Here is a 21,174-nt window from a genome sequence, read left to right on the forward strand (position 1 = left end):
TACCGATAAAGGAAGATTGGCGACAGGCTCAAGCTCATCTCTACCCTATCGTCGTCAGCAGGCGGCGTACCGGTGCGGGCAAGCCTTTATCAAGCGCGACTTCTCGCGGCAGCCAGTCGGCCGGATTGGCAGGATGTCCGATTTGCACGGCAAGCGGGGTGATGTGCAGGGTGTAGTGGGTGAAGATGTGGGTGATGACGGGCAGGAGGCGCTGTGCGGTGATGCTGCCGAGCCGGCGGGCGGCGTGCAGGGCGGCGTCTGCATCATCGTATTCGGGTAATGACCACAGGCTGCGCCAGATGCCACTATCGGGGCGGCGGTAGAGGTGGACGCTATCGCCGCAGTAGGCGAGCAGCATCACGGTCGTTTTTTCCGGCTTGGTTTTAGGACGGCGTTTTTCCGGCAATGCAGCGGTAGCGTCGTGGGCAATAGCGTAGCAGTCGGCGGCGACAGGACAGGCGCCACACTGCGGACGGCTGCGCGTGCAAATGGCGCTGCCGAGGTCCATCAGGCCCTGGGTGTAGCGACGCAGAGTGGCAGCGTCGTCCGGCAGGAGGGCTTCGGCTGTCGCCCATAATGCCTGCTGCGTGGCAGGGCGGTCAGGCGCGCCGTAGATGCCGGCGTGACGAGCGAGAATGCGTTTGACGTTGCCATCGAGGATGGCCTCTTTGTGGCCGTAAGCGAAGACGGCGATGGCAGCGGCGGTGCTGCGCCCAACACCGCGCAGGGTTTCGAGGGCAGCGCGGTCGGCGGGGAAACGCCCGCCGAAGGTATCCATCACTTGCTGCGCGGCCTGATGCAGGTTGCGCGCGCGGCTGTAATAGCCGAGCCCCGACCAGCAGGCAAGCACATCATCGGCGGAAGCGGCGGCGAGCGCGGCGACGTCGGGGAAGCGGGCAAGGAAACGCGGATAGTAGTCGAGCACGGTCGCCACTTGCGTTTGTTGCAGCATGATTTCCGAGAGCCAGACGCGGTAGGGATCATCGCATTGCCACGGCAGATGATGGCGGCCATGCCGCGCCTGCCAGGCGGCAATGCGGGTGGCAAATGGCGGCAGGTGGGCAGGGCGCGCAGACGGCGGAAAAGCGAGGGAAGTTTGGCTCATCAGGCAAAGGAATCAGCCGTTCAGATGATGCCGATGCCGTGTAGGAAAACGACGATGATGGCGAGCGGCGCGAGGTAGCGCACGAGGAAGTACCACAGGTTGAACAGCCACACGGGCAAGGTACTGCCGGTCATCGCCTCCTGCTGCACTGCGTTCTTGCGCCACGCCCAGGCGGTGAAGAGCGCTATCAGCAACGCACCAAGCGGCATTGACCAGCCGGTAACGAGGTAATCGAGGGTATCGAAGATGCCGCGTTCGCCGATGAGTTTGACGCCCGCCAATTTGCCGAAGGCCAGCGCCGAGGGGATGCCGCAAAGGAAGATGGCGCTGCCGATGAGCCAGGTGTAGCGGGCGCGGGTGTGCGGCTTTTTGTAGGCGAGCACGGCGACGATATTTTCCAGCATGGAGAAGGCCGAGGTCAGGGTGGCGAAGAGGACGAGCACCATGAAGACGACGAAGAGCGGCACGCCGAGCGGCAGTTTGGCAAAGACAGCGGGCAGGATGGCAAAAATCAGGCCGGGGCCCTGATCAGGCTGGTAGCCGAGGGCGAAAACGGCGGGGAAGATGACGAGACCGGCAAGGAGCGAGATGGCCAGATTCATCCACACGATGCTGTTGGCGCTGCGCAGCAGGTCGTAATCATCACGCAGGTAAGAGGCGTAGGTAATCATCACCGAAACGCCGATGCTGAGGGCAAAGAAGGCCTGCCCCAGCGCAGCGAGCAGGGTTTCGCCGGTGAAATACGACCAGTCGGGTTTGAGCAGGAAAACCACACCCTGCCAGGCGCCGGGCAGGGTCAGCGAGCGCACGGCAAGGAGGAGGAACATGACAAACAGGGCGGGCATCATGTATTTGTTCGCCTTTTCGATGCCCTGGCTGACACCCGCGCTGACGACGTAGATGGTCGCGATCATAAACAGTCCCTGGAAGAGGACGGCCTCAGTGGGGTTGGCAATCATCGTGCCGAAGAAATTGCCGTAATCCGTGCCTGCGCTCAGGTCGCCGATGAGGCCATGATAGAGGTAAGCGATGACCCAGCCGCCGACCACGCTGTAAAACGAGAGCAGGACGAAGCAGGTGATGACGCCGAGCCAGCCAACCAGCGGCCAAGCGCTGCCGGGGCGGATGCGGTGGAAAGCCTGGATAGCGTTGTGGCGGCTATGACGGCCAATGACAAATTCGGCGATGAGCACGGGCGCGGCGACGAGGAAGGTCATGACAGTAAAGAGCAGGAAAAACAGCGCACCACCGTGAGTACCGGCGGTGTAAGGGAATTTCCAGATGGCGCCGAGGCCGATGGCAGAGCCGGCGGCAGAGAGAATGAAACCGAGGCGGGAAGTCCAGTTATCGTGCGTTTTTTTCATGAGTAATGACGGAATGTTTGGTGGAAAGGGGCGACATTATGCCCGCTTCCGCCAGCAATAGTGGTTTCAAATAGCGATGGCGAGCCGAAGGAAGACGGGAGGGAAGCCGATCAGACGGTGCAACACCGTGACGATTTTTTAGATGTTTAACTATGTTTTCCCTACATCATGCTCATGCCGTATCGCAACAGACCATAGGCGATGCCCCACATGATGAGAGCGATGACACCGTCCAGCAGCCGCCAGGTAACAGGGCGGCGAAACAGCGGTATCAGCAGGCCTGCGCCATAGCCGAGGGCGAAAAACCACAGGGCGGAGGCACTCACCGCGCCGAGCAGGAACAGCCCCCGCGCCAGCGGCGATAGCGTCCCGGCAATGCCGCCAATGATGACCACGGTATCAAGATAGACATGCGGATTGAGCAGGGTGATGGCCAGCATCAGCAACACCACCTGCCACGGACTGCCCTGCGTGCTGTCGCCGTCCACAACCAGCGCAGTGCCACCACGCCAGGCACTGCGCCATGCCCGCGCGCCATAAACCAGGAGGAACAGTGCACCAACGAAGGCCAGCGCGACTGAAGCCGTCTGGCTTTGGCTGATAAACGCACCGAGGCCGAAGACACCAACGCTGATAAGCAGGCAGTCGCAGAGAAAACAAGTGAGGATGATGGGCAGGACGTGCCAGCGGCGCAAGCCCTGTTTGAGAACGAAGGCATTTTGCGCGCCGATGGCGACGATGAGCCCGCCGGAGACGAGAAAGCCCTGAAGGATGGTGTGCATGATGGATAACCTGGGGAAGCGAATAAAGTGGAATTAGAAAACGTGCAGACTTCGGTGCTTGCACAGAATATCGCCGCTTGGCACGGTTTTCATAAGTGCCGCGTCAATCCGCCCCTGACAATATCCCCGCCGCCCAGTCCCGATAGCCGGCGCTGACCGCAGCGGCGTCCACACAGACAATCTGCGGGCAGTCATACGGATGCTGCGCCAGGAGCAGTGCCTCCACCGCCGCATACAGATGCCGCGCCGTCTTAATCACCAGCCGCACTTCGTCATCGCGGCACAGCTCGCCCTGCCACCAGTAGCGGCTTTCGATCGCCTCACATTGCACGCAGGCGGCAAGATGTGCCGTCAGCAGGGCATCTGCCAGCCGCGCGGCATCGTCGCGGTTGGCGACCGTCGTCAGCACTAGACACAATTCGATATTCATGGCAGACCTCATGGGGCAACAAAAAAACACGTTTATTGTCATATAATAAAAGTTCTCAACAACATTGGAGATGATAACATGCTGAAAAGACGACAATTTATTACCACTACCACCGCATCATTGGCCGCCCTGTCCCTGCCGCTCTCCGCGCAAACGGGCAGCAAACTCACCCTGTGGGGGCCGCCGGTCACGCCGAGCGTGCTGCTCGCCATTGCCGCCCGCGACGGCAAAGCGAAAGACATCCGCCCGTTTGCCGTGCAAATCTGGCGCAGCCCCGACCAGCTCCGCGCCGGCCTGCTGAACGGCGACATCGCCGCCTCCATCGTGCCGAGCTACGTCGCCGCCAACCTCTACAACCAGGGCAGGAAGGTCAAGCTGTTCAACATCATGAGCGAGGGGCTGAACTATATCGCTGCGCCTGCCGCCGATGGCAAGCCGTTGGTGACAAGCCTTGCCGAGCTTGCCACGCACAGCGTCGTCATCCCCTTCAAGAACGATATGCCCGACCTGCTCCTGCAAATCCTCTACAAAAAAGCAGGGCTTGAATTTGCGAATATCCACTACACCGCAACGCCGCCGGAAGCGCTAGTAATGTTCCTGAGCGGCAAGGTGGACTGTGCCATGCTGCCCGAACCGCTCCTGAGCCTCGCGCAAATCAAGGGGAAAGAAAAAGGCAGGGAGATCGTGCGCGCGCTGGATGTGCAGCAGCTGTGGGGCGAAGCCTTCGGCATTGCGCCGCGCGTACCCATCGCTGGCCTGCTCTTCACCGACGATTTCATCCGCGACAATCAGGAGTTCATCACCGCCCTCAACGATGACCTCAGCGCCGCCGTTACCTGGAGTAAAGAGAACCCGCAGGAAACCGCCGCCCTTGCCGCAGAGTACCTGCCCTTCCCGAAAGAAGCGCTGGCTGCCGCTATCCCGCACTCACGCTTCGCCGCCATTCCCGCGGCGAGCATTGACAGCGAACTGCGCAATTTCTACACCGAACTGCACGCGCTGAACGCAAAAATCACCGGCGGCAAAGTGCCGGATGCGGGATTGTTCTACCGTTAAGATCCTATCGACATCCCCCGGCAGCCGCATAACCCAGGAATCCTCATGCCCCCTCCTTCCCACCGCCATGCGGCGCCGCTGCTGCTCCTCGGCTGCGTCATCTTCGGCCTCGGCAGCCTGATCGTGAAATTTGTCGCCGTCGGCTCTTACGCCATCGCCTTCTGGCGCCTCGCCATCGCTGCCGTCATCTTCCTTGTCCTCGCGCGGCTCTGTCGTCATCCCTTCCCGCAGAGCCGCCGCGCCATCGGCGCCGCGCTACTGTCCGGTGTCTTCCTCGCCTTCGACCTCGCCTTATGGCACGAAAGTATCCATGCTGTCGGCCCCGGCATTTCCACCCTGCTGAACAGCCTGCAAATCTTTTTCCTCACCGCCATCGGCATTGCCTGCTTCGGCGAGCGACCCAACACCCTGCAAAGCCTCAGCCTGCTGCTTGCCATCGGCGGCGTGGCACTCATCGGCAGCCCCGAATTCGGGCATAACGGCAACGCGGTGTGGGGCTTTATCAGCGGCACGGCCTCAGGCGCACTGCTGGCGCTTTCCATGCTCTGCGTGCGCAAGACGCATCAAATCGAAAAAACCAGCCTCTTCCCGCTGATGATGATTTTGAGCCTGGGCGGAGCGCTGGCGCTGATTACGCCCGCGCTCATCTTTGACCGGGGCGCGCTCTACCCGACGACACTGCACGACATCACGCTAGTGTTCATCTACGGCGCGGTGATGCAGTGCTTCGCCTGGGGGCTGATTGCCTATGCCATCCCGCTGCTATCGCTATCGCTGACCGGGCTACTGCTGCTTTCCGAACCGGTCGCCGCCCTGGTTATTGACTATTTTTGGCTGCGCAAACCCATCAACAGCGTGCAATGGGGTGGTGCCGCATTAACCCTCATCGCCATTTACCTGGGCTCATACCAGCCCCGGAAAAACGTCTGAATGTGCCTGCGCCGCACCATCTTCTCCGCTTAACTTGCTGAATCGGGATGACTTCAGCGTTCCAGCACATAGCCGTAACCGCGCCGCGTGCGGATGGGGTCGGCGTCCGGTGCGATAGCGCGCAGTTTCTGGCGCAGCGTCTTGATATGGCTGTCCACTGTGCGGTTATCGATATGATCAGGGTGATCCCATAGCGTGTTGACCAGCTGGTCGCGGTCGAACGTCTGCCCGGCGTGGGCGAGCAGATGACGCAGCAAGCGGAATTCATAGCGGGTGAGATCCAGCGTCTGCCCGTGATAGGCGATCGTCTGCGCGCTTTCATTCACCTGCCAGACATCGGCAGCCGCCCTGCCCTGCCCTTCGCTGCGGCGGCACACCGCCTTGATGCGCGAAATCAGTTCGCGGCTGCTGAACGGCTTGCCGCAGTAATCATCCGCGCCCAGTTCGAGGCCGACGATGCGATCCACCTCCTCATTGCGCGCGGTGAGGAAAATCAGCGGCGTCGCCCAGTCACGGCGGATGCGGCGGCACAGCTCGAAACCGTCCGTATCCGGCAGGCCAACATCCAAAATGATGCAGTCAAACGCCTGCTGTTGCAGGGCGGCAAGGGCGGCGATGCCGGTGTCGTGCCAAACGACCTGCCAGTTCTCACGCGCCAGCGCGTAAGTCAGCGGATCGGCAATGGCGGGATCGTCTTCAATCAAAAGAATCTGTTTCATGGCCGGATTATAACGTGGCGTTAAGCGGCCGTTCAGGGCGGAAGGCTAAGATAGCCCGCACCTGCACACCGGCAGGCGACAACCAAAGAGGTAAACCGTGAAAAAAACATTTTTGCCACTTTTACTCGCCCTCGGCGCTCCCGCGCTGGCCTATAACGACAACGCGGTGGACATGGCCGAACCCACCCCACCCTCCAAAGTTACGACCACATCAACCATCACCACCAGCCGCACCGTCGGCACAGGCGCAGACAGCACGACCACACAGGAAACCGCCGCGCCAGTCACGGCAGTGCAGGAAGCGGTAGCCACCGACAAACTGCCCGCGCCGCAAAAATACGACGGTGCCAACGCGCAGCAAACCATGAAATTGCTCAACCAGAACTTCCGCGCCCTGCAACGGGCGGGCTCCCTAGAAGAAATGACCGGACCGCTGCACCTCCTCTCCGCTTACGCCGACCAGGCCCAAGTGCTGGGCCTCGGTCGCGACGTACCGAACAGCCAGCAGCAAGTCTATGTGGATGAACTGGCACAGTTCCGTCAAGAAATCGCCACACTGCGCGGCCATGTGGAGGCGGGCGATTTTGACGCTGCCAAAGCACAGTTGCAGGTTCTCGACCAACTGCGGCAAAGCGGCAACAAAATGTTCCGCCTGGAATGACCATAAAAAAAGCCCCGCAATGGGGCTTTTCTATCAATAAAACACAAAATACTTGGCAGCCTCGCCTTCACCTTCCTGAATAATCATCAGCCAGTCCACATCGCCCTTTTCGGCAATATACACATCACGATGGATAGATTGCTGAATCGGCGAATTGTGGCGGATCGCCTCTTCCACCAGCGCCACCATGCCGTTATAAGCGCGCGGCGTAAGAGTGGCGGCGGAATAAGCGATGATCTTCGGACGCGGGCACTTGTTAATCAGCGACAACACCGTAATCAAGGCCGCATTGGAACTGAGCAAACTGCCAATTTTGCCGAACAATTCCTGCTTTTCATAAACAGCGGTGCTGGTGATGGTTTTCAAATAATCAGCCAGATTCTTCATGATGACCCCAGAGGTTTAGCGGTTTGAGACATGTGGATTATAAGCCCTTTTCCCACCAAAATGGGTGGATTAATACCGCTTAAACGGGGATTTTTATGTGGATTTCTGTGGAAAATGCCGCTTTACCGCTTGCCGGATGCCAAAGTGACCGAAAAATCCGTCTCCCCCTGCGCATCCTCCCGCAGCAGCACCGCATAACGGCGCACCGTGCCGCAAGCAGAAACCTGCCATACCTCATCAAAGCGCCACCGTCCCCGCACCTTGCGCTTGCTGACAATCTCGCTCGCGACCGCCTTCACCTTACGGCAACCGAAAGAATCCTGCTCGAAGCGACGCACCATCGCCAACACATCATTGCGCAGGACATTGTCGCCGCCGAACGTCGCACTCTCACCGCTGAACGCAATACCGCTTGCCGCACAAGCCGACAGCAGACAAGCGGACAACCACAGCATCATCCTCACCAAACCGTTACCCATAAACCCCCTCCCTAACAACCTGCCGCCAGTGGCAAAAACGAAACCGCGACCGAAGTCGCGGCACTATTCTAATCAAGCGCCCTACCTGCCGACATCTTCACCGCTTGCAACGACTGCTCCCTACGCGAGCGGTTCCAGCCTCAAAGGGCGGAAGGCTCAAAGGCAGGACGAATTTAGCCAACCGGGCAGACGCTGCTTGCTTTTCACCGTGCACGAAGTCCCAGCCGAACCTCAGCGAATATCCGCTTCGAGGACAATACTGCCGTCGCCGTCTGCCGCGCAGAGGCGTTGCAGGGCAGGCAGCGTGGTGGCGAGTTCTGCCGGCAGGGTATAGGGCGGATTGATGAGGAAAAGGCCGCTGCCGTGCATGCCGTAATCGTCATGAGCGGGGCGGACATGCAGTTCGGCGCGCAGATAATCGTGCGGGAAACTCGCGCGCAGGGCGGCGGGGAAACGGCGACTTTCAGCGCGGGCGAGGCAGGGATACCAGATGAGATAGCAGCCATCGGCAAAGCGCTTGTGCGCGGCGGCGAGGGTATTGAGGACGGTTTGATAGTCGCTTTTTTGCTCGTAAGGCGGGTCAATAAGGATGACGGCTCGCCGGCTCGGCGGCGGCAGGCGGGCGATGAGGCCGGCAAAGCCGTCACTCTGTGCGACGTGCAGGCGGCGGCCTAGGCGGAGCGGACGCAGGTTATCCTGCAAGGCCTGGTAATCGGCGGGATGCAATTCGTAGAGATGCAATTTGCCGGGCGTTGGCAGGGTTTTAGCGGCGATCAGGGCGGAGCCGGGATAGGTATCCGACGCCGGCAACAGGGCGCGCAGTTCGTCCCGCCAAGCGGCAAGTGCTGCGGGCAGATCGGTAGCAGATAGGAGACGGGTGAAGCCGCTGTCGTATTCGCGGTTTTTCTGCGCGTAATCGCCGCTGAGGTCGTATTGCCCCGCTCCGGCGTGGGTATCAATGTAGTCGTAGGGCTTCTGTTTGCTGTTGTAGTAGGCAAGCACGCGACTGAGCAGATAGTGTTTCAGGAGGTCGGCGTGATTGCCGGCGTGGTAGGCGTGGCGGTAACTGAGCATGGCGGGTTCCGGAGAATGTGTCCGCATCATTGTCGCGCGTACGCGGCGTGGTGGCAAAAAGCCCCGCATGAGCGGGGCTTGGTGGTGCGAGGCGGTTACTGGCAACGATAGCCGCCGCACTCACAGTTTCAGGCGGTAGATTTCTTCTAGCGCGTCGTTGCTGTCCACCGAGCAGTTGAGGTCGCGCAGGCGGCCATCGTGCACGCTGTAGATCAGCCCGTGCACGCACAAGTTTTGTCCGCGCGCCCAGGCGCGTTGCACTTCGTCCGATTTGCAGACGTTTTTGACCTGTTCGATGACGTTCAGTTCGCACAGGCGGTCTTTTTTGGCCTGTTCGTCGATAAGGGCGAAGTTGGCGCGGTTGTTGTTATAGACGTCTTTGATGCTGCTCAACCAGTTGTTCATCATGCCGTAGTCTTTTTTGCTGAGGACGGCTTTGATGGCGCCGCAGTCGTAGTGGCCGCCGACGATGATGTCGCTCACTTGCAGTTCGTCCACGGCAAACTGGATAACGCTGTGGCAGTTGAGATCCATGGCGTGAACGATGTTACCGACGTTTCTGTGCACGAAGACTTCGCCCGGCAGAAGCCCCATCACCTGGTTGGCGGGGATGCGGCTGTCCGAGCAGCCGATCCACAGGTAGGCAGGATTTTGCTGGGCGGCGAGGGCGTCGAAGATGCCGGGGTTGTCAGCGGCGAAGGTTTCCGCCCAGCGGCTGTTGCTTTCCAGGAGGGCTTCGATGTGTGCTTTTTTCATGGTCTATTGGGTGAGTGATGGTTGCCAAGCGAGATAAATACTGGGTTCGCCGCCAAGCGAGGTAAATACCGGGTTCGCCGCCAAGCGAGATAAACACTGGGTTCGCCGCCAAGCGAGATAAACACTGGGTTTGCCGCCAAGCGAGGTAAATACTGGGTTTGCCGCCAAGCGAGATAAACACTGGGTTCACCGCCAAGCGAGGTAAACACTGGGTTTACCGCCAAGCGGCATAACCATACGCTTTTGCTTTATGCCCCGATGTCGCGGCGCCAGGTGATGCCGTCAAACTGCACGCGGGCAATGGCGTCATAGGCTTTTTGTCGCGCTTCGGCCGCAGTTTGGGCGACGCCGACAAGGTTCAGCACACGGCCGCCGCTGGTCAGGTATTGGCCGTCGTTGTATTTGGCACCGGCGATGAAGACTTGCGCGTAGAAGCGCGCCTGTTCGAGGTGGTGGATGGGTAGGCCGGTGCGGTAGTCGCCGGGGTAGCCTTTCGAGGCGGCGACAACGCAGCAGGCATGCGCGTCTTTCCAGCGGAAGACGCTGGCGTCGAGGCGGCGATCCAGCGCGGCCTGCACGGCATCAAGCAGTTCGCTGTCGAGTAGTGGCAGCACGGCCTGGGTTTCGGGGTCACCGAAGCGCATGTTGTATTCGAGCAGGTACACGCCGCGCGCCGTCACCATCAGGCCGAAGAAGATGACGCCGGCGAAGTTCATGCCTTCGGCCTGGATGCCGCGCAGGGTGGGTTCGAGGATGTCGTGGCGGAAAGCGTCCATTTCGGCGGCACCGAAGCGGGGATGCGGCGCGATGACGCCCATGCCGCCGGTGTTTTCGCCGGTGTTGCCTTCGCCAATGGTTTTGTGGTCGCGCGCGCTGACCAGCGGCACGATACTGCGGCTGTCGCAGAAGCTGAGTAGCGAGCATTCGTAGCCGTCGAGGTATTCTTCGATGACGATTTCCGCGCCCGCCTCGCCAAAGCGGCGTTTTTCCATCATGGCGCGCACGGCGGCCTCGGCCTCGGCCTGATTCTGGCAGATGACGACGCCTTTACCGGCGGCGAGGCCACTGGCTTTGACCACGGTCGGGTAAGGGCAGTCGTGCAGGTGGGCAAGTGCCGCATCCAGTTCGTGGAAGGCAGCATAAGCGGCGGTTTTCACGCCGTATTTGTGCATGAAATCTTTGGCGAAGCGCTTGCTGCCTTCGAGTTGTGCCGCCTGCTGGTCGGGGCCGAAGATGGTGAGGCCTTGGGCCTGGAAGGTATCGACGATGCCTTCAACCAAAAGCGCTTCCGCGCCGACGAAGGTGAGGCCGATGTCGTTCTGTTTGGCAAAGGTCAGGAGGTCGCTGACGCGGGTGAGCGGGATATTGCGTACCCGCTGCATGTTGGCGGTGCCGGCGTTGCCGGGGGCGACGTAAATCTGCTGGACGCGGGCGTCTTGCGCAAATTTCCAGGCCAGCGCGTGTTCGCGCCCGCCTGCGCCGATGATCAGGATATTAAGCATGGTGGTGTTCCTCTATGGCTTGGTTGTGTGGGAGGCGGCAAAAGCGCGTGGTTGTCTCGCTTGGCGCGTGTTTGCCGTATCCGTGAAAGGTCGTGATTATAGTCGGTTCAAACGAGCTGTTTTAGGCGACTATGTCGCCAGCAGGCGGGCGACGGTTGCCGTGAGCAGGCGGTGTTCCTGCGGCTGGATGCGCGCTTGCAGGGTATGCGGCGTGTCATCCGCCAACACCGGCACCCGCGCCTGAGCGATGACCGCGCCGCTGTCAATGCCGCTGTCCACATAATGCACGGTGCAGCCGCTTTCCCGCTCGCCCGCGTCCAGCACCGCCTGATGCACACGCAGGCCATACATCCCCGCGCCGCCGTATTTCGGCAGCAGCGACGGGTGCAGGTTAATGATGCGCTGCGGGAAGCGCGCGACCAGCGCGGGCGGCAGGATGCTGAGGAAGCCGGCAAGCACCACCAGTTCCGTGGCGGCAGGAATGGCGGCAGCCAGCGCTGCGGCAAAATCCGCTCGTTTGCGGTCAACGAGGACAAACGGCACGGCAGCGGCTTCGGCGTGCTGCCTGCCGCTGCACTCGCGATCAGCGATGACGGTGTTGACGCGCGCGGGAATCTCGCCGCGTGCGCAGGCATCAAGCAGGGCTTTGAGATTGCTGCCGCTGCCGGAAATCAGGACGGTAAAGGATTTCATATATTCTCCTTGAATTGCCTAGCTTGTAGAAAAAAAGCATGACTATCCCTATTGGCGGCAGCAAATGCCGCTTGTGGAATGAAATAAGCCACATTGCGATCCACATAAAAAAGCAGAAAATATTTGTCTTCAATGATGCGGTAAACCATAGGCCAAGTATAAAAATGTCTGACACGTCCCGCTTCTTCATGCGTCAAACCTTCCGGAGACAGGGTCATGGTGAATTGCCGTCCATCCAATGGATAAAACATACCGCGAATAAAATTACCATATTGCCAGCGCTGAAAAAATATCACGGCAAGGAGTAAAGCGCCCAGCAAATAGAGCATATATCGCAAGGATTGATAAGCACCATCAGCGACCGCGAGGCAAGTATCCAAACCTGTTTCATCACTGAATAGATGACAATTCCCGTATAGCGTATTGCCGACATTAGCCATCGCCCGTCCATACCAATAGAAAAGGGCAAACATCATCAGCGTGAGTGTCGCCATACCAAGCCACTGTTTCCGCCGCAAGGCAGGCTCCCGGTAGCGGCCAAGCCGTCGCCCCGCCTGCCGTTTCTCGCGCTCCGTTGCCGCGAAAGTAATTTGCATGGCGTTTGTCATGAAAAGTCCTTGTAGTATTGCAATAACTGGAAATAGCGGTTTTCCGTTTCCTTATCGGCAAATACACGTTGCGGAATCACGAAGGCGGCGGCCTGGTCAATAAATACGAACCACAGCCCCTGCTCACAGATTACCCGCTCAATAGTTGGCCAAAAATAAAGCATACGGTTTTTATCCGACTCCTCACTATAAAAGCCTTCCGGCGCTATCGTGTAAACGAATTGCCGCTGGGGCAATGGACGGAAGGCGGCATGCAGTTTAATGCGGATTTCATAAAAAATAGAAATCGACAGCGCCATTACCGCAAAAATTACCGCCTGAATCATGAACCATAGCGCCCGGATACCGTCTGCATCGGCAAGTAAAGCCCCATCTTTCAAGAAAGAAAAACGGTTAACAGCAATATAAACGCAGACAATAAAAATCAGCATACAAAGCGCATCCACCCAACGGATACGCCGCAATATAGGCTTGGGCAAAAAGCGCTGCAATACACGCGAGGCCGTACGCTGTTCCGCAGCCGTCGGTACGACCGTCACTGATAAAGTCTCACCATTCATCCGCCACCTCTTCATCGCGCACGGCAACGATGGCCGCATCCAGCACTGCGGCACAACGCCGTACCGCCGCCTCGTCTTCCTCGCGACTAATGAAGCCGACACACAAATCCGGATTATCCGCCTGCCAGCGCCACAGTGTCAGACCGTAGCCCTGCAATTCCCGCGCGGCATGAACGAGCAGCAGGCGCGGTTCCGTCTCAAAAATCAGCGGCTCGTCATCCGCTTCCTGCACGCCGAAGAATACGTCCGCCTGCCAATTCGCCGCGACTGCGCGCAAATCATCCACCAAATCAAATACATCCACCCATTCAGCGGCAAACACCGCTTCATGCTGCAACAAATGGTAGGCCGCCCAAAACGGCGGTAAATCGTGATTACGCGCTTCCAGCAGCGCATCTTCAAGCGCCTCTTCCGCCTCCATAAAACGATCCGGTTCGGCGTCAATTAGTTGCAGCAACTGCCGCAAGGTGGCGGCATGGTGTCCCTGTTCCGACATATTCTCCCCCATAAAAAACGCTGCGTATCATAAACGACACATATTCTTTCATCACAAGATGCTGATTTCATGGAGATAAAAAAGAAACATGGAAAAAATGTCATTTTTCCTGTCGCAAAATGGCAAATATGTTACATTACTGCAATCTCTTCTTAATCCGCACAGGAGTGTTTACACAATGAAAAAAGCCCTCATCCTGCTACTCGCTGCCGCCCTTGCGACCACGGTTGACGCCGCTCCGCGCCAGAAAAGCAAAGCGAAAGCTAACCGTTCGGCGAAAACGAGCCGGGTCACGAACTACAACGAAACCTACACCGTCGGCGGACAGCGCATTCCTGCCATCCGTAACCGTCACCTGCTGAAAGCCATTCCGCCCGGCACACCAATCATGCCGCCGAATGCCGCTGCTGCACGTGACCGCATCGGTGTTCGTCCGCTCAATTTCAATGGCGGTCAGGCGCATATCTCCGGCAGCATTCGCGGTCTCGGTATCGCCGCTTACAGCTTCAGCGGTAGCGCCGGACAGTCTATCCGCATGGTGCCGAACGGCAAAAACTTCGCGATGGAATTTGCCCTCTTCAACCCGCAGATGGGGATGCGCTTCGGCTCGGTACACACCCTGCCGTACAGTGGCGAATACGAAGTGCGCATCGTGCAGAACCACAAAAACGCTGCACGCAGCAAGACTGCTCGACCCTACAACGTGACCGTTTACCTTGATGGCGCCGCAGACGGCATGCCGATGCCGGTCGGGCAGCGTAGTGTGCCGATGGGTGCAGCGCCCATGGCGATGGACGGCAACGAACCGATGCCGGTGAAACGCGGTTCACCGATGCGTGCGGCTCCGGCTGCCACTGCCATGCCGGCCCCGGAAATGGACGCCGAACCGGAAGCAGCACCGGCACCGCGTAAAGCTGCCCGCACCCCGGCAAAAGGCAAAGGCAAATCGCGCAATTATCAATGTGAAAACGGCGCCAAATTCAGCGTTGAATACCTGAACATCAACACGCCGAACCCGACCGCCATTGTTCACAGCGATTCCGGCGATTCCAGCCTGCCGCTGGACACCTCGGCCAGCAGCGGCAAGAACCTGATTTTCAGCTCCGACGAAGGCATGCTGCACTTGGTCAAAACCCAGGGCAACAACCTCGCCCGCGCAGAAGTGCTGTCATTTGACCACAACGGTTCACCGATTGGCTTTGGCTGCAAACCGCGTTAATTCGCTCAGGTTTGACGATAAAAAAGGATGCTGCGGCATCCTTTTTTATTGCCGAATCGGTATCGCTTACAGCTGCGGCAGAATGTAATCGGGGACAATCCCGCTGTCCTTAATGTAATGCGCATAATCCAGGCCGCGATAGAAGCCGTGCGCGGTAAAGAGCGCGGTGCGTACGCCGTAGGCGTTGCCGCCGAGGATGTCAGTGTGCAGGGTGTCGCCGCACATCAGCGTCCGCGCCGGATCGTAGTGGTCAAGGCGGCGCACGGTGATGTCGTAGATGGCAGGATAGGGTTTGCCGCAGACGCGTACATTGGCAAAGAGCGCATCCGGCAGGGTGAGGATATAGCTGCCCGGCTCGTAACTGATGTGATCCGGCATCGGCGCGATAAGGTCGGGATTGCCGAGGATGACGGGGCGTGGGCGGGCATCCAGCGCGGCAACCAGCGCCTGCTGACGGGCGGCGTCCCAGTCGGCGGTGGCGAGGAAGAGGTAGCCGTCAACGCGATCATGAAAATGGGCGTCGCTCTGATGAATGACACGCAGGCCGAGGGCATCGAGATCTTGCTGACGGTCGGCGAGGCCGATCAGCCCCCAGATCATGTCGCGCGGATAATCGGCGAGCATGGCCAACACGGCGTCGCGGCTGGTGACAATTTCTTCGGCGCTGAAGTCGTAACCGAGGCCTGCGAAGCGCTCGACCATATGCGGTTTGCCGACGCTGGCGGCGTTGGAGAGGACAAATACACGCTTGCCTTGGGCGCGCAAGGCGGCGACGGCCTGCACTGCACCGTCGATGGCAACGGGGCCGACGTTGAGCACGCCAAAGGCATCAAACCAGAACACATCAAAATCATCGGCGATGGCAAGGATATCGGCGGCGTGCTGCGGTGCGCGGTCATGCGGGCGGTAAGTCGGCAGGCGGTAGCGGATATCTTCAAGTTGGCGGTAAGCATTGAGAGCGGGCATGGGGATTCCTTAAGGTTGGGCGGCAAAAGCGGCGGGGGCGAGCGGCATACGTTGCAGCAAGGTAGTGAAGGCGTGATTATCGGCGGTTGAGCCTTCCTGCAACAGGCGGATATTGCCGGCACTAAGCACGCCATTACTGAGCAGATTGGTCAGCGGCAGAAAAGGACGCAGCAGCGCCAGCGGGATAGGCAGAATGCGCGGCGGGCGGCGCCGGTGCATCGTCTGCCGCAACACGCCGAGATAGGCAGCAAGCGACAGCACTTCCGCACCGCACATATTCATGACCGTGCCGTGCGCGGGCGCATCTGCGACCAACGCGGCCATGCCGTCGGCCACATCCTGCACATGCACCGGTTGCAAGGCAAAACGGCCACCGGCAGGCAGGGCGAGGATAGGTAAACGGGTGAGCTTCAAGAACAATTCCGTGCTGTGCCCGCCGCGCCCGTACACCAGCGACGGACGGGCGATGGCAACCCGCATACCGCTTGCCACGACTGCTGCATCCCCGCGTCCCTTGCTGCCCACAAAAACGACCGGATGGGCGGCATTGGCGCCCAGCGCAGAGAGCTGCACCCAGCGCGGCACACCCGCTTCCACTGCCCAGGCGGCGAGTTGCGCGGGTGCGTGATGATGCACCGTTTCCAGCGCATCCGCGCGGCGGTGCATGATACCGACCGCGTTCACCACCACATCCTGCCCGGCAAAGAGCGGACGGACACGGGCAGGGTCAAGCGCAAAAAAATCAGCCTCACGATGACTAGGCGTGGTGAGCGTATGCCCACGGGCGCGCAGCACCGCAGCGATGCGGCTGCCGATAAAACCGCTCGCGCCAAAAAGCAAAATATTCATAAAACCCCTGTGTCAAGAAAGCGGCAAGGGTAAAACAAACCACGCGCGGATGCGACCAGCATGGCTCTCCGCGCACAATAGGGAAACCGCAGGCAAAAAAGAAGGATAGCTGTCTATCCTTCTTTTTTTATTCACGCGCCGAATGATCGTCAGTTCTCCGGAAAGATGACGCTCAACAGCATCTTAAAGTTTTCTTTGCCATAGACAGCGTGGGGATGATTAGCGGGCATCACGATGGATTCGCCGCTGCGCAGCAGGTATGGCACGCCGTCAATGGTAAATTCGCCTTCGCCGTCAAGGACGGTAACGAGGGCGTCGCCTTTGGATTCGTGCGTACTGATGCCTTCGCCTTTGGCAAAGGCGAACAGGGTCAGGCCAACGCCTTTGTTTTGTACCAGAGTTTTGCTGACCACCTGCCCTTCGCTGTACTCAACGAGTGAGGCGAGGGTTAGCACTTCGGCTTTGGCGATGTTTTTGAGTATGTCGCTCATGGTTGTTCTCCGTTGCAGTAGCGCATATTGCTACACCGTCATCATACGCCCCGCTTAATGCGATTGCAGTACGCGCCTGCCTGCCCCGTTTTTGCCGTCGGGGCAGGCGGATTTCCCGCCGCAGGCGGGCAGGTTTCCTTTTACAATAGCCGCCCGTTTTCCCGTTTTTTCCGTAGCTAGAGAGGAGTGCCGCTTATGGAAAGCATGAACCTGTTATTCCTGATTTTTGCCTTTTTGTTTTTTATCAGTGTGATAGCGACTCGTCTCTCGGCGCATTTGGGAATGCCGTTGCTCTTGGTGTTCCTCGGTGTCGGTATGCTGGCGGGGGAACAGGGCATCGGCGGGATTCAGTTCAGCAATTTCCTGGTGGCAAACCTCATCGGCCAGCTCGCGCTCGCTATCATCCTGCTTGACGGCGGCCTGCGCACCAGCATCGCCAGTTTCCGTATTTCGCTCAAACCGGCGGCGGTACTGGCAAGCTGGGGCGTTATCGGCACGGTACTGGCGCTGGGACTCTTCATCACCTTCTTTCTCAATGTAAGCTGGCAGATGGGCTTCCTGATGGCGGCAATTGTCGGCTCGACGGACGCGGCGGCGGTATTTTCGCTCTTGCGCAGCAGCGGTGTGCGCCTTAATTCGCGGGTCATTTCCACGCTGGAGCTGGAAAGTGGCGCGAACGACCCGACGGCGATTTTCCTGGTAACGGCGATGATTACGCTGTTTGACCCTTTGCAGATGACCAGCGGCTGGTCGTTCCTGATGATTCTGGTGCAGCAACTGGGCCTTGGCCTGCTCTTCGGCTGGCTGGCGGGGCGCGGTCTCGCCTGGTTGTTACACCGCATCCCGCTTGCCGATGGCTTATACGCCCTGCTTGTCGCTTCGGGTGGGCTGATGCTTTTCGCTTTCACCAATCTTTTCGGCGGTAGCGGTTTTCTCGCGGTTTATATCGCGGGCATCCTCATCGGCAATTCGCGCAATCCCGCCAATGAACATATTTTCAATGTGATGGACGGCTTTGCCTGGCTGGCGCAAGCGACCATGTTCCTCGTGCTGGGCTTGCTTGTTACCCCCAGCCGCCTGCTGGAAACCGGCTTGTCCGCGCTCATCATTGCTGGCTTTCTCATCCTTGTCGCCCGCCCCTTCGCAGTCGCCACCGGCCTCTGCTGGTTTCCCTCGTATAGCAGGCGTGAGATGGCGTATATCAGCTGGGTCGGGCTGCGCGGCGCGGTGCCGATTACCCTGGCGATGATGCCGCTAATGGCCGGGGTGCCGGAAGCGCGCTTCATCTTCGACATCATCTGCGCCGTGGTCATCCTTTCGCTGCTCTTTCAGGGGACGACGATTGCCTACATGGCGCGCAAACTCAAAGTTGTGCTGCCGCCGCAACCGGAGCCGCTGGATAACAAGGAAATCTGGCTCACCGACAAACTCACCATCCAGCTGCAATCCTTCAAGGTGGCCGAGCACTCGAAGGCAGAGCGCAGCCACCCCTATGCGCTCACCCGCCAGAAACCATTCGCCAATGCCCGCCTCTTCGCCCTGCTGCGCGACGGCGCCATCATGAAAGTCGGCATGAACACGCAGATGAAAAAAGGCGACATCGCCTGGTATGTCTTCCCGGAAGACCGGGGCAATGAATTTGCCGAACAGTTCGCCGGACACCAGCAAAGCGCGGACGAACAGGCGTTTTACGGGGAAATCGAAGTCAAACCCTATGTGCGCATGGGCGAACTGGCAGCGACGCAAGGCATTAACATTGGCGAAGGCAACGATGGCCGCACCCTCGGGGAACTCTTCCGCGAGCGTTTCGGCGATGTGCCGGTCGCCGGTGACCGTCTCGATCTGAACGGCTGCGAAATCACCGTCAAGGAACTGGACGAACGCGGCTATATGAAATGGCTGGCGGTGAAAAGGCCGCCGCCCAAACCCACCATTACCATCGTTGCAGCGGAATAAAACATGAACAATCATTCAACCACCACACATTGGAGCGTGCACCTGCGCCTGCTGGGCATGGTGATGTTTTGGGGCGCATCGTATTCCTGGGCAAAAACCGTGGTCGCCACAGTGCCGCCGATCACCGCCGCCACCCTGCGCTTCTTTCTCGCTTCCTTTGCCCTGTTTATTTGGCTGCACCGCCTGCGCCGCACCCGCCAACTGCTGACCATCACCGCGCGGCAATGGGCGGGACTGACGCTCGCGGCCATCAGCGGTATTGTTCTCTACACCATGTGCTTCATGATCGCGTTGCGCCATATCGATGCGGGACGGGCAGCGGTCTTGTTTGCGCTCAGTCCGGTGCTGACCCTGTTGCTTGCTGCCTGGCTCTTCCGCGAGAAGCTGAACACGCTGATCGTAACTGGGATTCTGCTCGCAGTCGTCGGTTCGGCCATCGTCATCGCCCACGGCAACCCACTGACATTGTTACGCGGACACATCGGCCTCGGTGAATGGCTGATCTTCGCCAGTATCTTCCTGTGGACAGGCTACACCCTGATCGGACGCAAGATGCTGGGCGGCATGGACGCCCTGAGCACGACGGTAGCGACGCTGCTGATCGGTGCCGTCCTGCTGCTGCCAGTCAGCCTGATCGTGGAAGGGACGGCGGGCTGGGCGACCTTGCTCCACGCCACGCCTGCCACTTGGGGTGCCCTGCTGGCGCTGACCTTCGGCTCGACCGTGCTCGCCTACGCCTGGTATTTCGACGGCATTCGCGCCCTCGGCGCGGGCAATGCCGCCGCTTATCTGACCCTGGAACCCGTCTTCGGCGTCCTCTTTGCCGCCTTATGGCTGGATGAAAGCCTGCATCTGTCGCTCATCGGCGGCGGTGTGCTGGCGGTCGGCGGCATGGTACTAACCTACCTCGGTCGTCGGCGTCATGGCAGTGCCCTGCGGAGAAAGCGCCGTCTCTCACAAGCGGACACGAACACCTCGTCATAATCCGGAAAATCTCACATGAACCTCTTGCGCCAACGCCTGCACCAGCGCGCTGCCTTCCTTGCTGCTATCCGCGCCTTCTTTGCCACACGCGGCGTCATCGAAGTCGATAGCGAACAACTGCGCGCCTACGGCGTTACCGACCCGCAACTCGTCCCGCTTGCCGCTGACGGCGGCTACCTGCAAACCTCGCCCGAATACGCACTGAAAATCCTGCTGGCAGCGGGTGCGGGCGACATTTACCAGCTGGCGCACGTCTTTCGTGGTGAAGAACAGGGACGCAAGCACCGGCGCGAATTCATGCTGCTCGAATGGTATCGCTGCGGCTACGACCATCTGCGCCTGATGGACGAAGTGACGGATCTCGTCCGCACCCTGCTGCCTGCCTGCCGTGATTGGCCAGTGCGCCACACGCCCTACGCCACCCTCTTCCGCGACCGCTTCGCCATCGACATTCACCGCGCCGATGACGCCACCATTCGCCGCCTGACCACCGCGCACATCCCGGAAAGCGCTATCTGGCAGCTCAATCGTGATGCCATGCTGGATCTGCTGTACAGCCATTACATTGAGCCGCAACTGGGGCGCGGCGCACTGGAATACATCTGCGACTACCCGCCCTCGCAGGCGGCGCTGGCGCGTATCAGCGAGAACGCTGACGGTGAGGCCGTCGCCGCCCGCTTCGAGCTCTACATCGACGGTATGGAACTATGCAACGGTTTTTGGGAACTGACGGACGCTGCCGAACAGCGCGCCCGCTTCCTCGCCGACAACCACACCCGTGTGCAAGCGGGGCTGCCGCCTATCCCGCTCGATGAAGACTTCCTCACTGCCCTCGCCCACGGTCTACCGGACTGCGCCGGTGTCGCCCTCGGTGTGGACCGTCTGCTGATGCTGGCAAGCGACGCAACACATATAGAGGATGTCGTTCCGCCGTCACGACTGTGATGCCAATCCTCCTCGTGCACAGCAAATTTCTTTCCCCCGGTAAAGGATATGTTTGGGAACTCGCAAAGCCACGTAGCGGAAAAGGTTGGGCAAGAACCGTTCGGTACACGTAACCTCGGTTAGCAGAGAAATTCTTGTCGTATAGAAGAATAGAGACAAAAA

General features: G+C 59.5%; 24 protein-coding genes. 7 read left to right on the plus strand and 17 right to left on the minus strand.

The annotated features are described in order from the left end of the window. Positions 1 to 40 precede the first annotated feature (40 nt). From mutY to cutA, 4 genes are all read right to left on the minus strand, one after another. Positions 41 to 1,105, minus strand: a complete 1,065-nt coding sequence (gene mutY / locus LG374_RS01415; protein ID WP_225756034.1) for an A/G-specific adenine glycosylase — start codon at positions 1,103 to 1,105, stop codon at positions 41 to 43. A 20-nt stretch (positions 1,106 to 1,125) separates the two neighbouring features. Beyond that, positions 1,126 to 2,469, minus strand: coding sequence for a sodium-dependent transporter (locus LG374_RS01420; RefSeq protein WP_225756035.1), 1,344 nt, complete (start codon positions 2,467 to 2,469; stop codon positions 1,126 to 1,128). Positions 2,470 to 2,630: 161 nt separating this feature from the next. Beyond that, positions 2,631 to 3,251 carry a LysE/ArgO family amino acid transporter gene (locus LG374_RS01425; RefSeq protein WP_225756036.1) on the minus strand — a complete coding sequence of 207 codons (621 nt, stop codon included), beginning with the start codon at positions 3,249 to 3,251 and terminating at the stop codon, positions 2,631 to 2,633. A gap of 103 nt (positions 3,252 to 3,354) precedes the next feature. Further along, positions 3,355 to 3,681 (minus strand): divalent-cation tolerance protein CutA, encoded by a 327-nt coding sequence (cutA, locus tag LG374_RS01430; RefSeq protein ID WP_225756037.1) that lies wholly within the window; start codon positions 3,679 to 3,681, stop codon positions 3,355 to 3,357. 78 nt (positions 3,682 to 3,759) lie between these two features. On the opposite strand from cutA, the gene LG374_RS01435 reads away from it, so the two are divergent. Next, positions 3,760 to 4,737: an ABC transporter substrate-binding protein gene (locus LG374_RS01435; RefSeq protein ID WP_225756038.1), complete on the plus strand. Its 978-nt coding sequence runs from the start codon at positions 3,760 to 3,762 to the stop codon at positions 4,735 to 4,737. A 45-nt stretch (positions 4,738 to 4,782) separates the two neighbouring features. Further along, positions 4,783 to 5,667 carry a DMT family transporter gene (locus LG374_RS01440; RefSeq protein ID WP_225756039.1) on the plus strand — a complete coding sequence of 295 codons (885 nt, stop codon included), beginning with the start codon at positions 4,783 to 4,785 and terminating at the stop codon, positions 5,665 to 5,667. Between the two features lie 53 nt (positions 5,668 to 5,720). On the opposite strand, the gene creB is transcribed toward LG374_RS01440, so the two are convergent. After that, positions 5,721 to 6,386 carry a two-component system response regulator CreB gene (gene creB / locus LG374_RS01445; RefSeq protein ID WP_225756040.1) on the minus strand — a complete coding sequence of 222 codons (666 nt, stop codon included), beginning with the start codon at positions 6,384 to 6,386 and terminating at the stop codon, positions 5,721 to 5,723. A 97-nt stretch (positions 6,387 to 6,483) separates the two neighbouring features. Here creB and LG374_RS01450 point away from each other — a divergent pair, with 97 nt between their 5' ends. After that, positions 6,484 to 7,047, plus strand: coding sequence for a cytochrome b562 (locus tag LG374_RS01450; RefSeq protein WP_225756041.1), 564 nt, complete (start codon positions 6,484 to 6,486; stop codon positions 7,045 to 7,047). A gap of 33 nt (positions 7,048 to 7,080) precedes the next feature. On the opposite strand, the gene LG374_RS01455 is transcribed toward LG374_RS01450, so the two are convergent. From LG374_RS01455 to LG374_RS01495, 9 genes are all read right to left on the minus strand, one after another. Beyond that, entirely contained in the window at positions 7,081 to 7,434 is a 354-nt protein-coding gene (locus LG374_RS01455) for a hypothetical protein (RefSeq protein ID WP_115611417.1), read from the minus strand. Positions 7,435 to 7,556: 122 nt separating this feature from the next. Then, the gene (locus LG374_RS01460) at positions 7,557 to 7,913 is read right to left on the minus strand and encodes a hypothetical protein (RefSeq protein WP_225756042.1); all 357 of its coding nucleotides are present in this window, start codon (positions 7,911 to 7,913) and stop codon (positions 7,557 to 7,559) included. Between the two features lie 231 nt (positions 7,914 to 8,144). Continuing rightward, on the minus strand, positions 8,145 to 8,987 hold the full coding sequence (locus LG374_RS01465) for a 23S rRNA (adenine(2030)-N(6))-methyltransferase RlmJ (protein WP_225756043.1): 843 nt from the start codon (positions 8,985 to 8,987) through the stop codon (positions 8,145 to 8,147). A 120-nt stretch (positions 8,988 to 9,107) separates the two neighbouring features. Continuing rightward, positions 9,108 to 9,743: a carbonic anhydrase gene (locus LG374_RS01470; protein ID WP_006986188.1), complete on the minus strand. Its 636-nt coding sequence runs from the start codon at positions 9,741 to 9,743 to the stop codon at positions 9,108 to 9,110. Positions 9,744 to 9,991: 248 nt separating this feature from the next. Continuing rightward, the gene (gene purD / locus LG374_RS01475; protein ID WP_225756044.1) at positions 9,992 to 11,245 is read right to left on the minus strand and encodes a phosphoribosylamine--glycine ligase; all 1,254 of its coding nucleotides are present in this window, start codon (positions 11,243 to 11,245) and stop codon (positions 9,992 to 9,994) included. A gap of 129 nt (positions 11,246 to 11,374) precedes the next feature. Next, positions 11,375 to 11,938, minus strand: a complete 564-nt coding sequence (gene purN / locus LG374_RS01480) for a phosphoribosylglycinamide formyltransferase (protein ID WP_225756045.1) — start codon at positions 11,936 to 11,938, stop codon at positions 11,375 to 11,377. After that, entirely contained in the window at positions 11,935 to 12,546 is a 612-nt protein-coding gene (locus LG374_RS01485; protein WP_225756046.1) for a YcxB family protein, read from the minus strand. Before LG374_RS01485 ends, purN begins: the two co-directional genes overlap by 4 nt. Beyond that, the gene (locus LG374_RS01490; RefSeq protein WP_225756047.1) at positions 12,543 to 13,106 is read right to left on the minus strand and encodes a YcxB family protein; all 564 of its coding nucleotides are present in this window, start codon (positions 13,104 to 13,106) and stop codon (positions 12,543 to 12,545) included. The genes LG374_RS01485 and LG374_RS01490 overlap by 4 nt, the downstream gene beginning before the upstream one ends. After that, positions 13,096 to 13,602: a hypothetical protein gene (locus LG374_RS01495; protein ID WP_225756048.1), complete on the minus strand. Its 507-nt coding sequence runs from the start codon at positions 13,600 to 13,602 to the stop codon at positions 13,096 to 13,098. The genes LG374_RS01490 and LG374_RS01495 overlap by 11 nt, the downstream gene beginning before the upstream one ends. Before the next feature lie 178 nt (positions 13,603 to 13,780). Here LG374_RS01495 and LG374_RS01500 point away from each other — a divergent pair, with 178 nt between their 5' ends. Next, on the plus strand, positions 13,781 to 14,821 hold the full coding sequence (locus LG374_RS01500) for a hypothetical protein (RefSeq protein WP_225756049.1): 1,041 nt from the start codon (positions 13,781 to 13,783) through the stop codon (positions 14,819 to 14,821). A gap of 66 nt (positions 14,822 to 14,887) precedes the next feature. Here the strand turns inward: LG374_RS01500 and LG374_RS01505 are convergent, their stop codons facing one another. From LG374_RS01505 to LG374_RS01515, 3 genes are all read right to left on the minus strand, one after another. Further along, complete coding sequence (locus LG374_RS01505; protein WP_225756050.1) at positions 14,888 to 15,787, minus strand: HAD-IIA family hydrolase; 900 nt, start codon at positions 15,785 to 15,787, stop codon at positions 14,888 to 14,890. 9 nt (positions 15,788 to 15,796) lie between these two features. Further along, the gene (locus LG374_RS01510) at positions 15,797 to 16,636 is read right to left on the minus strand and encodes an NAD-dependent epimerase/dehydratase family protein (protein ID WP_225756051.1); all 840 of its coding nucleotides are present in this window, start codon (positions 16,634 to 16,636) and stop codon (positions 15,797 to 15,799) included. A 149-nt stretch (positions 16,637 to 16,785) separates the two neighbouring features. After that, positions 16,786 to 17,127, minus strand: a complete 342-nt coding sequence (locus LG374_RS01515) for a cupin domain-containing protein (protein ID WP_225756052.1) — start codon at positions 17,125 to 17,127, stop codon at positions 16,786 to 16,788. Positions 17,128 to 17,322: 195 nt separating this feature from the next. Here LG374_RS01515 and LG374_RS01520 point away from each other — a divergent pair, with 195 nt between their 5' ends. Genes LG374_RS01520 through epmA form a run of 3 tightly spaced genes read left to right on the plus strand, consistent with a single transcriptional unit; the run spans position 17,323 to position 21,012 of the window. Further along, positions 17,323 to 19,083, plus strand: a complete 1,761-nt coding sequence (locus tag LG374_RS01520) for a potassium/proton antiporter (RefSeq protein WP_370639300.1) — start codon at positions 17,323 to 17,325, stop codon at positions 19,081 to 19,083. 3 nt (positions 19,084 to 19,086) lie between these two features. After that, complete coding sequence (locus LG374_RS01525; RefSeq protein WP_225756054.1) at positions 19,087 to 20,067, plus strand: DMT family transporter; 981 nt, start codon at positions 19,087 to 19,089, stop codon at positions 20,065 to 20,067. 15 nt (positions 20,068 to 20,082) lie between these two features. Then, positions 20,083 to 21,012, plus strand: coding sequence for an EF-P lysine aminoacylase EpmA (epmA, locus tag LG374_RS01530; protein WP_225756055.1), 930 nt, complete (start codon positions 20,083 to 20,085; stop codon positions 21,010 to 21,012). Positions 21,013 to 21,174: the final 162 nt, after the last annotated feature.

The organism is Cardiobacterium sp. Marseille-Q4385 (genome assembly GCF_916618745.1).
GTDB lineage: Bacteria > Pseudomonadota > Gammaproteobacteria > Cardiobacteriales > Cardiobacteriaceae > Cardiobacterium.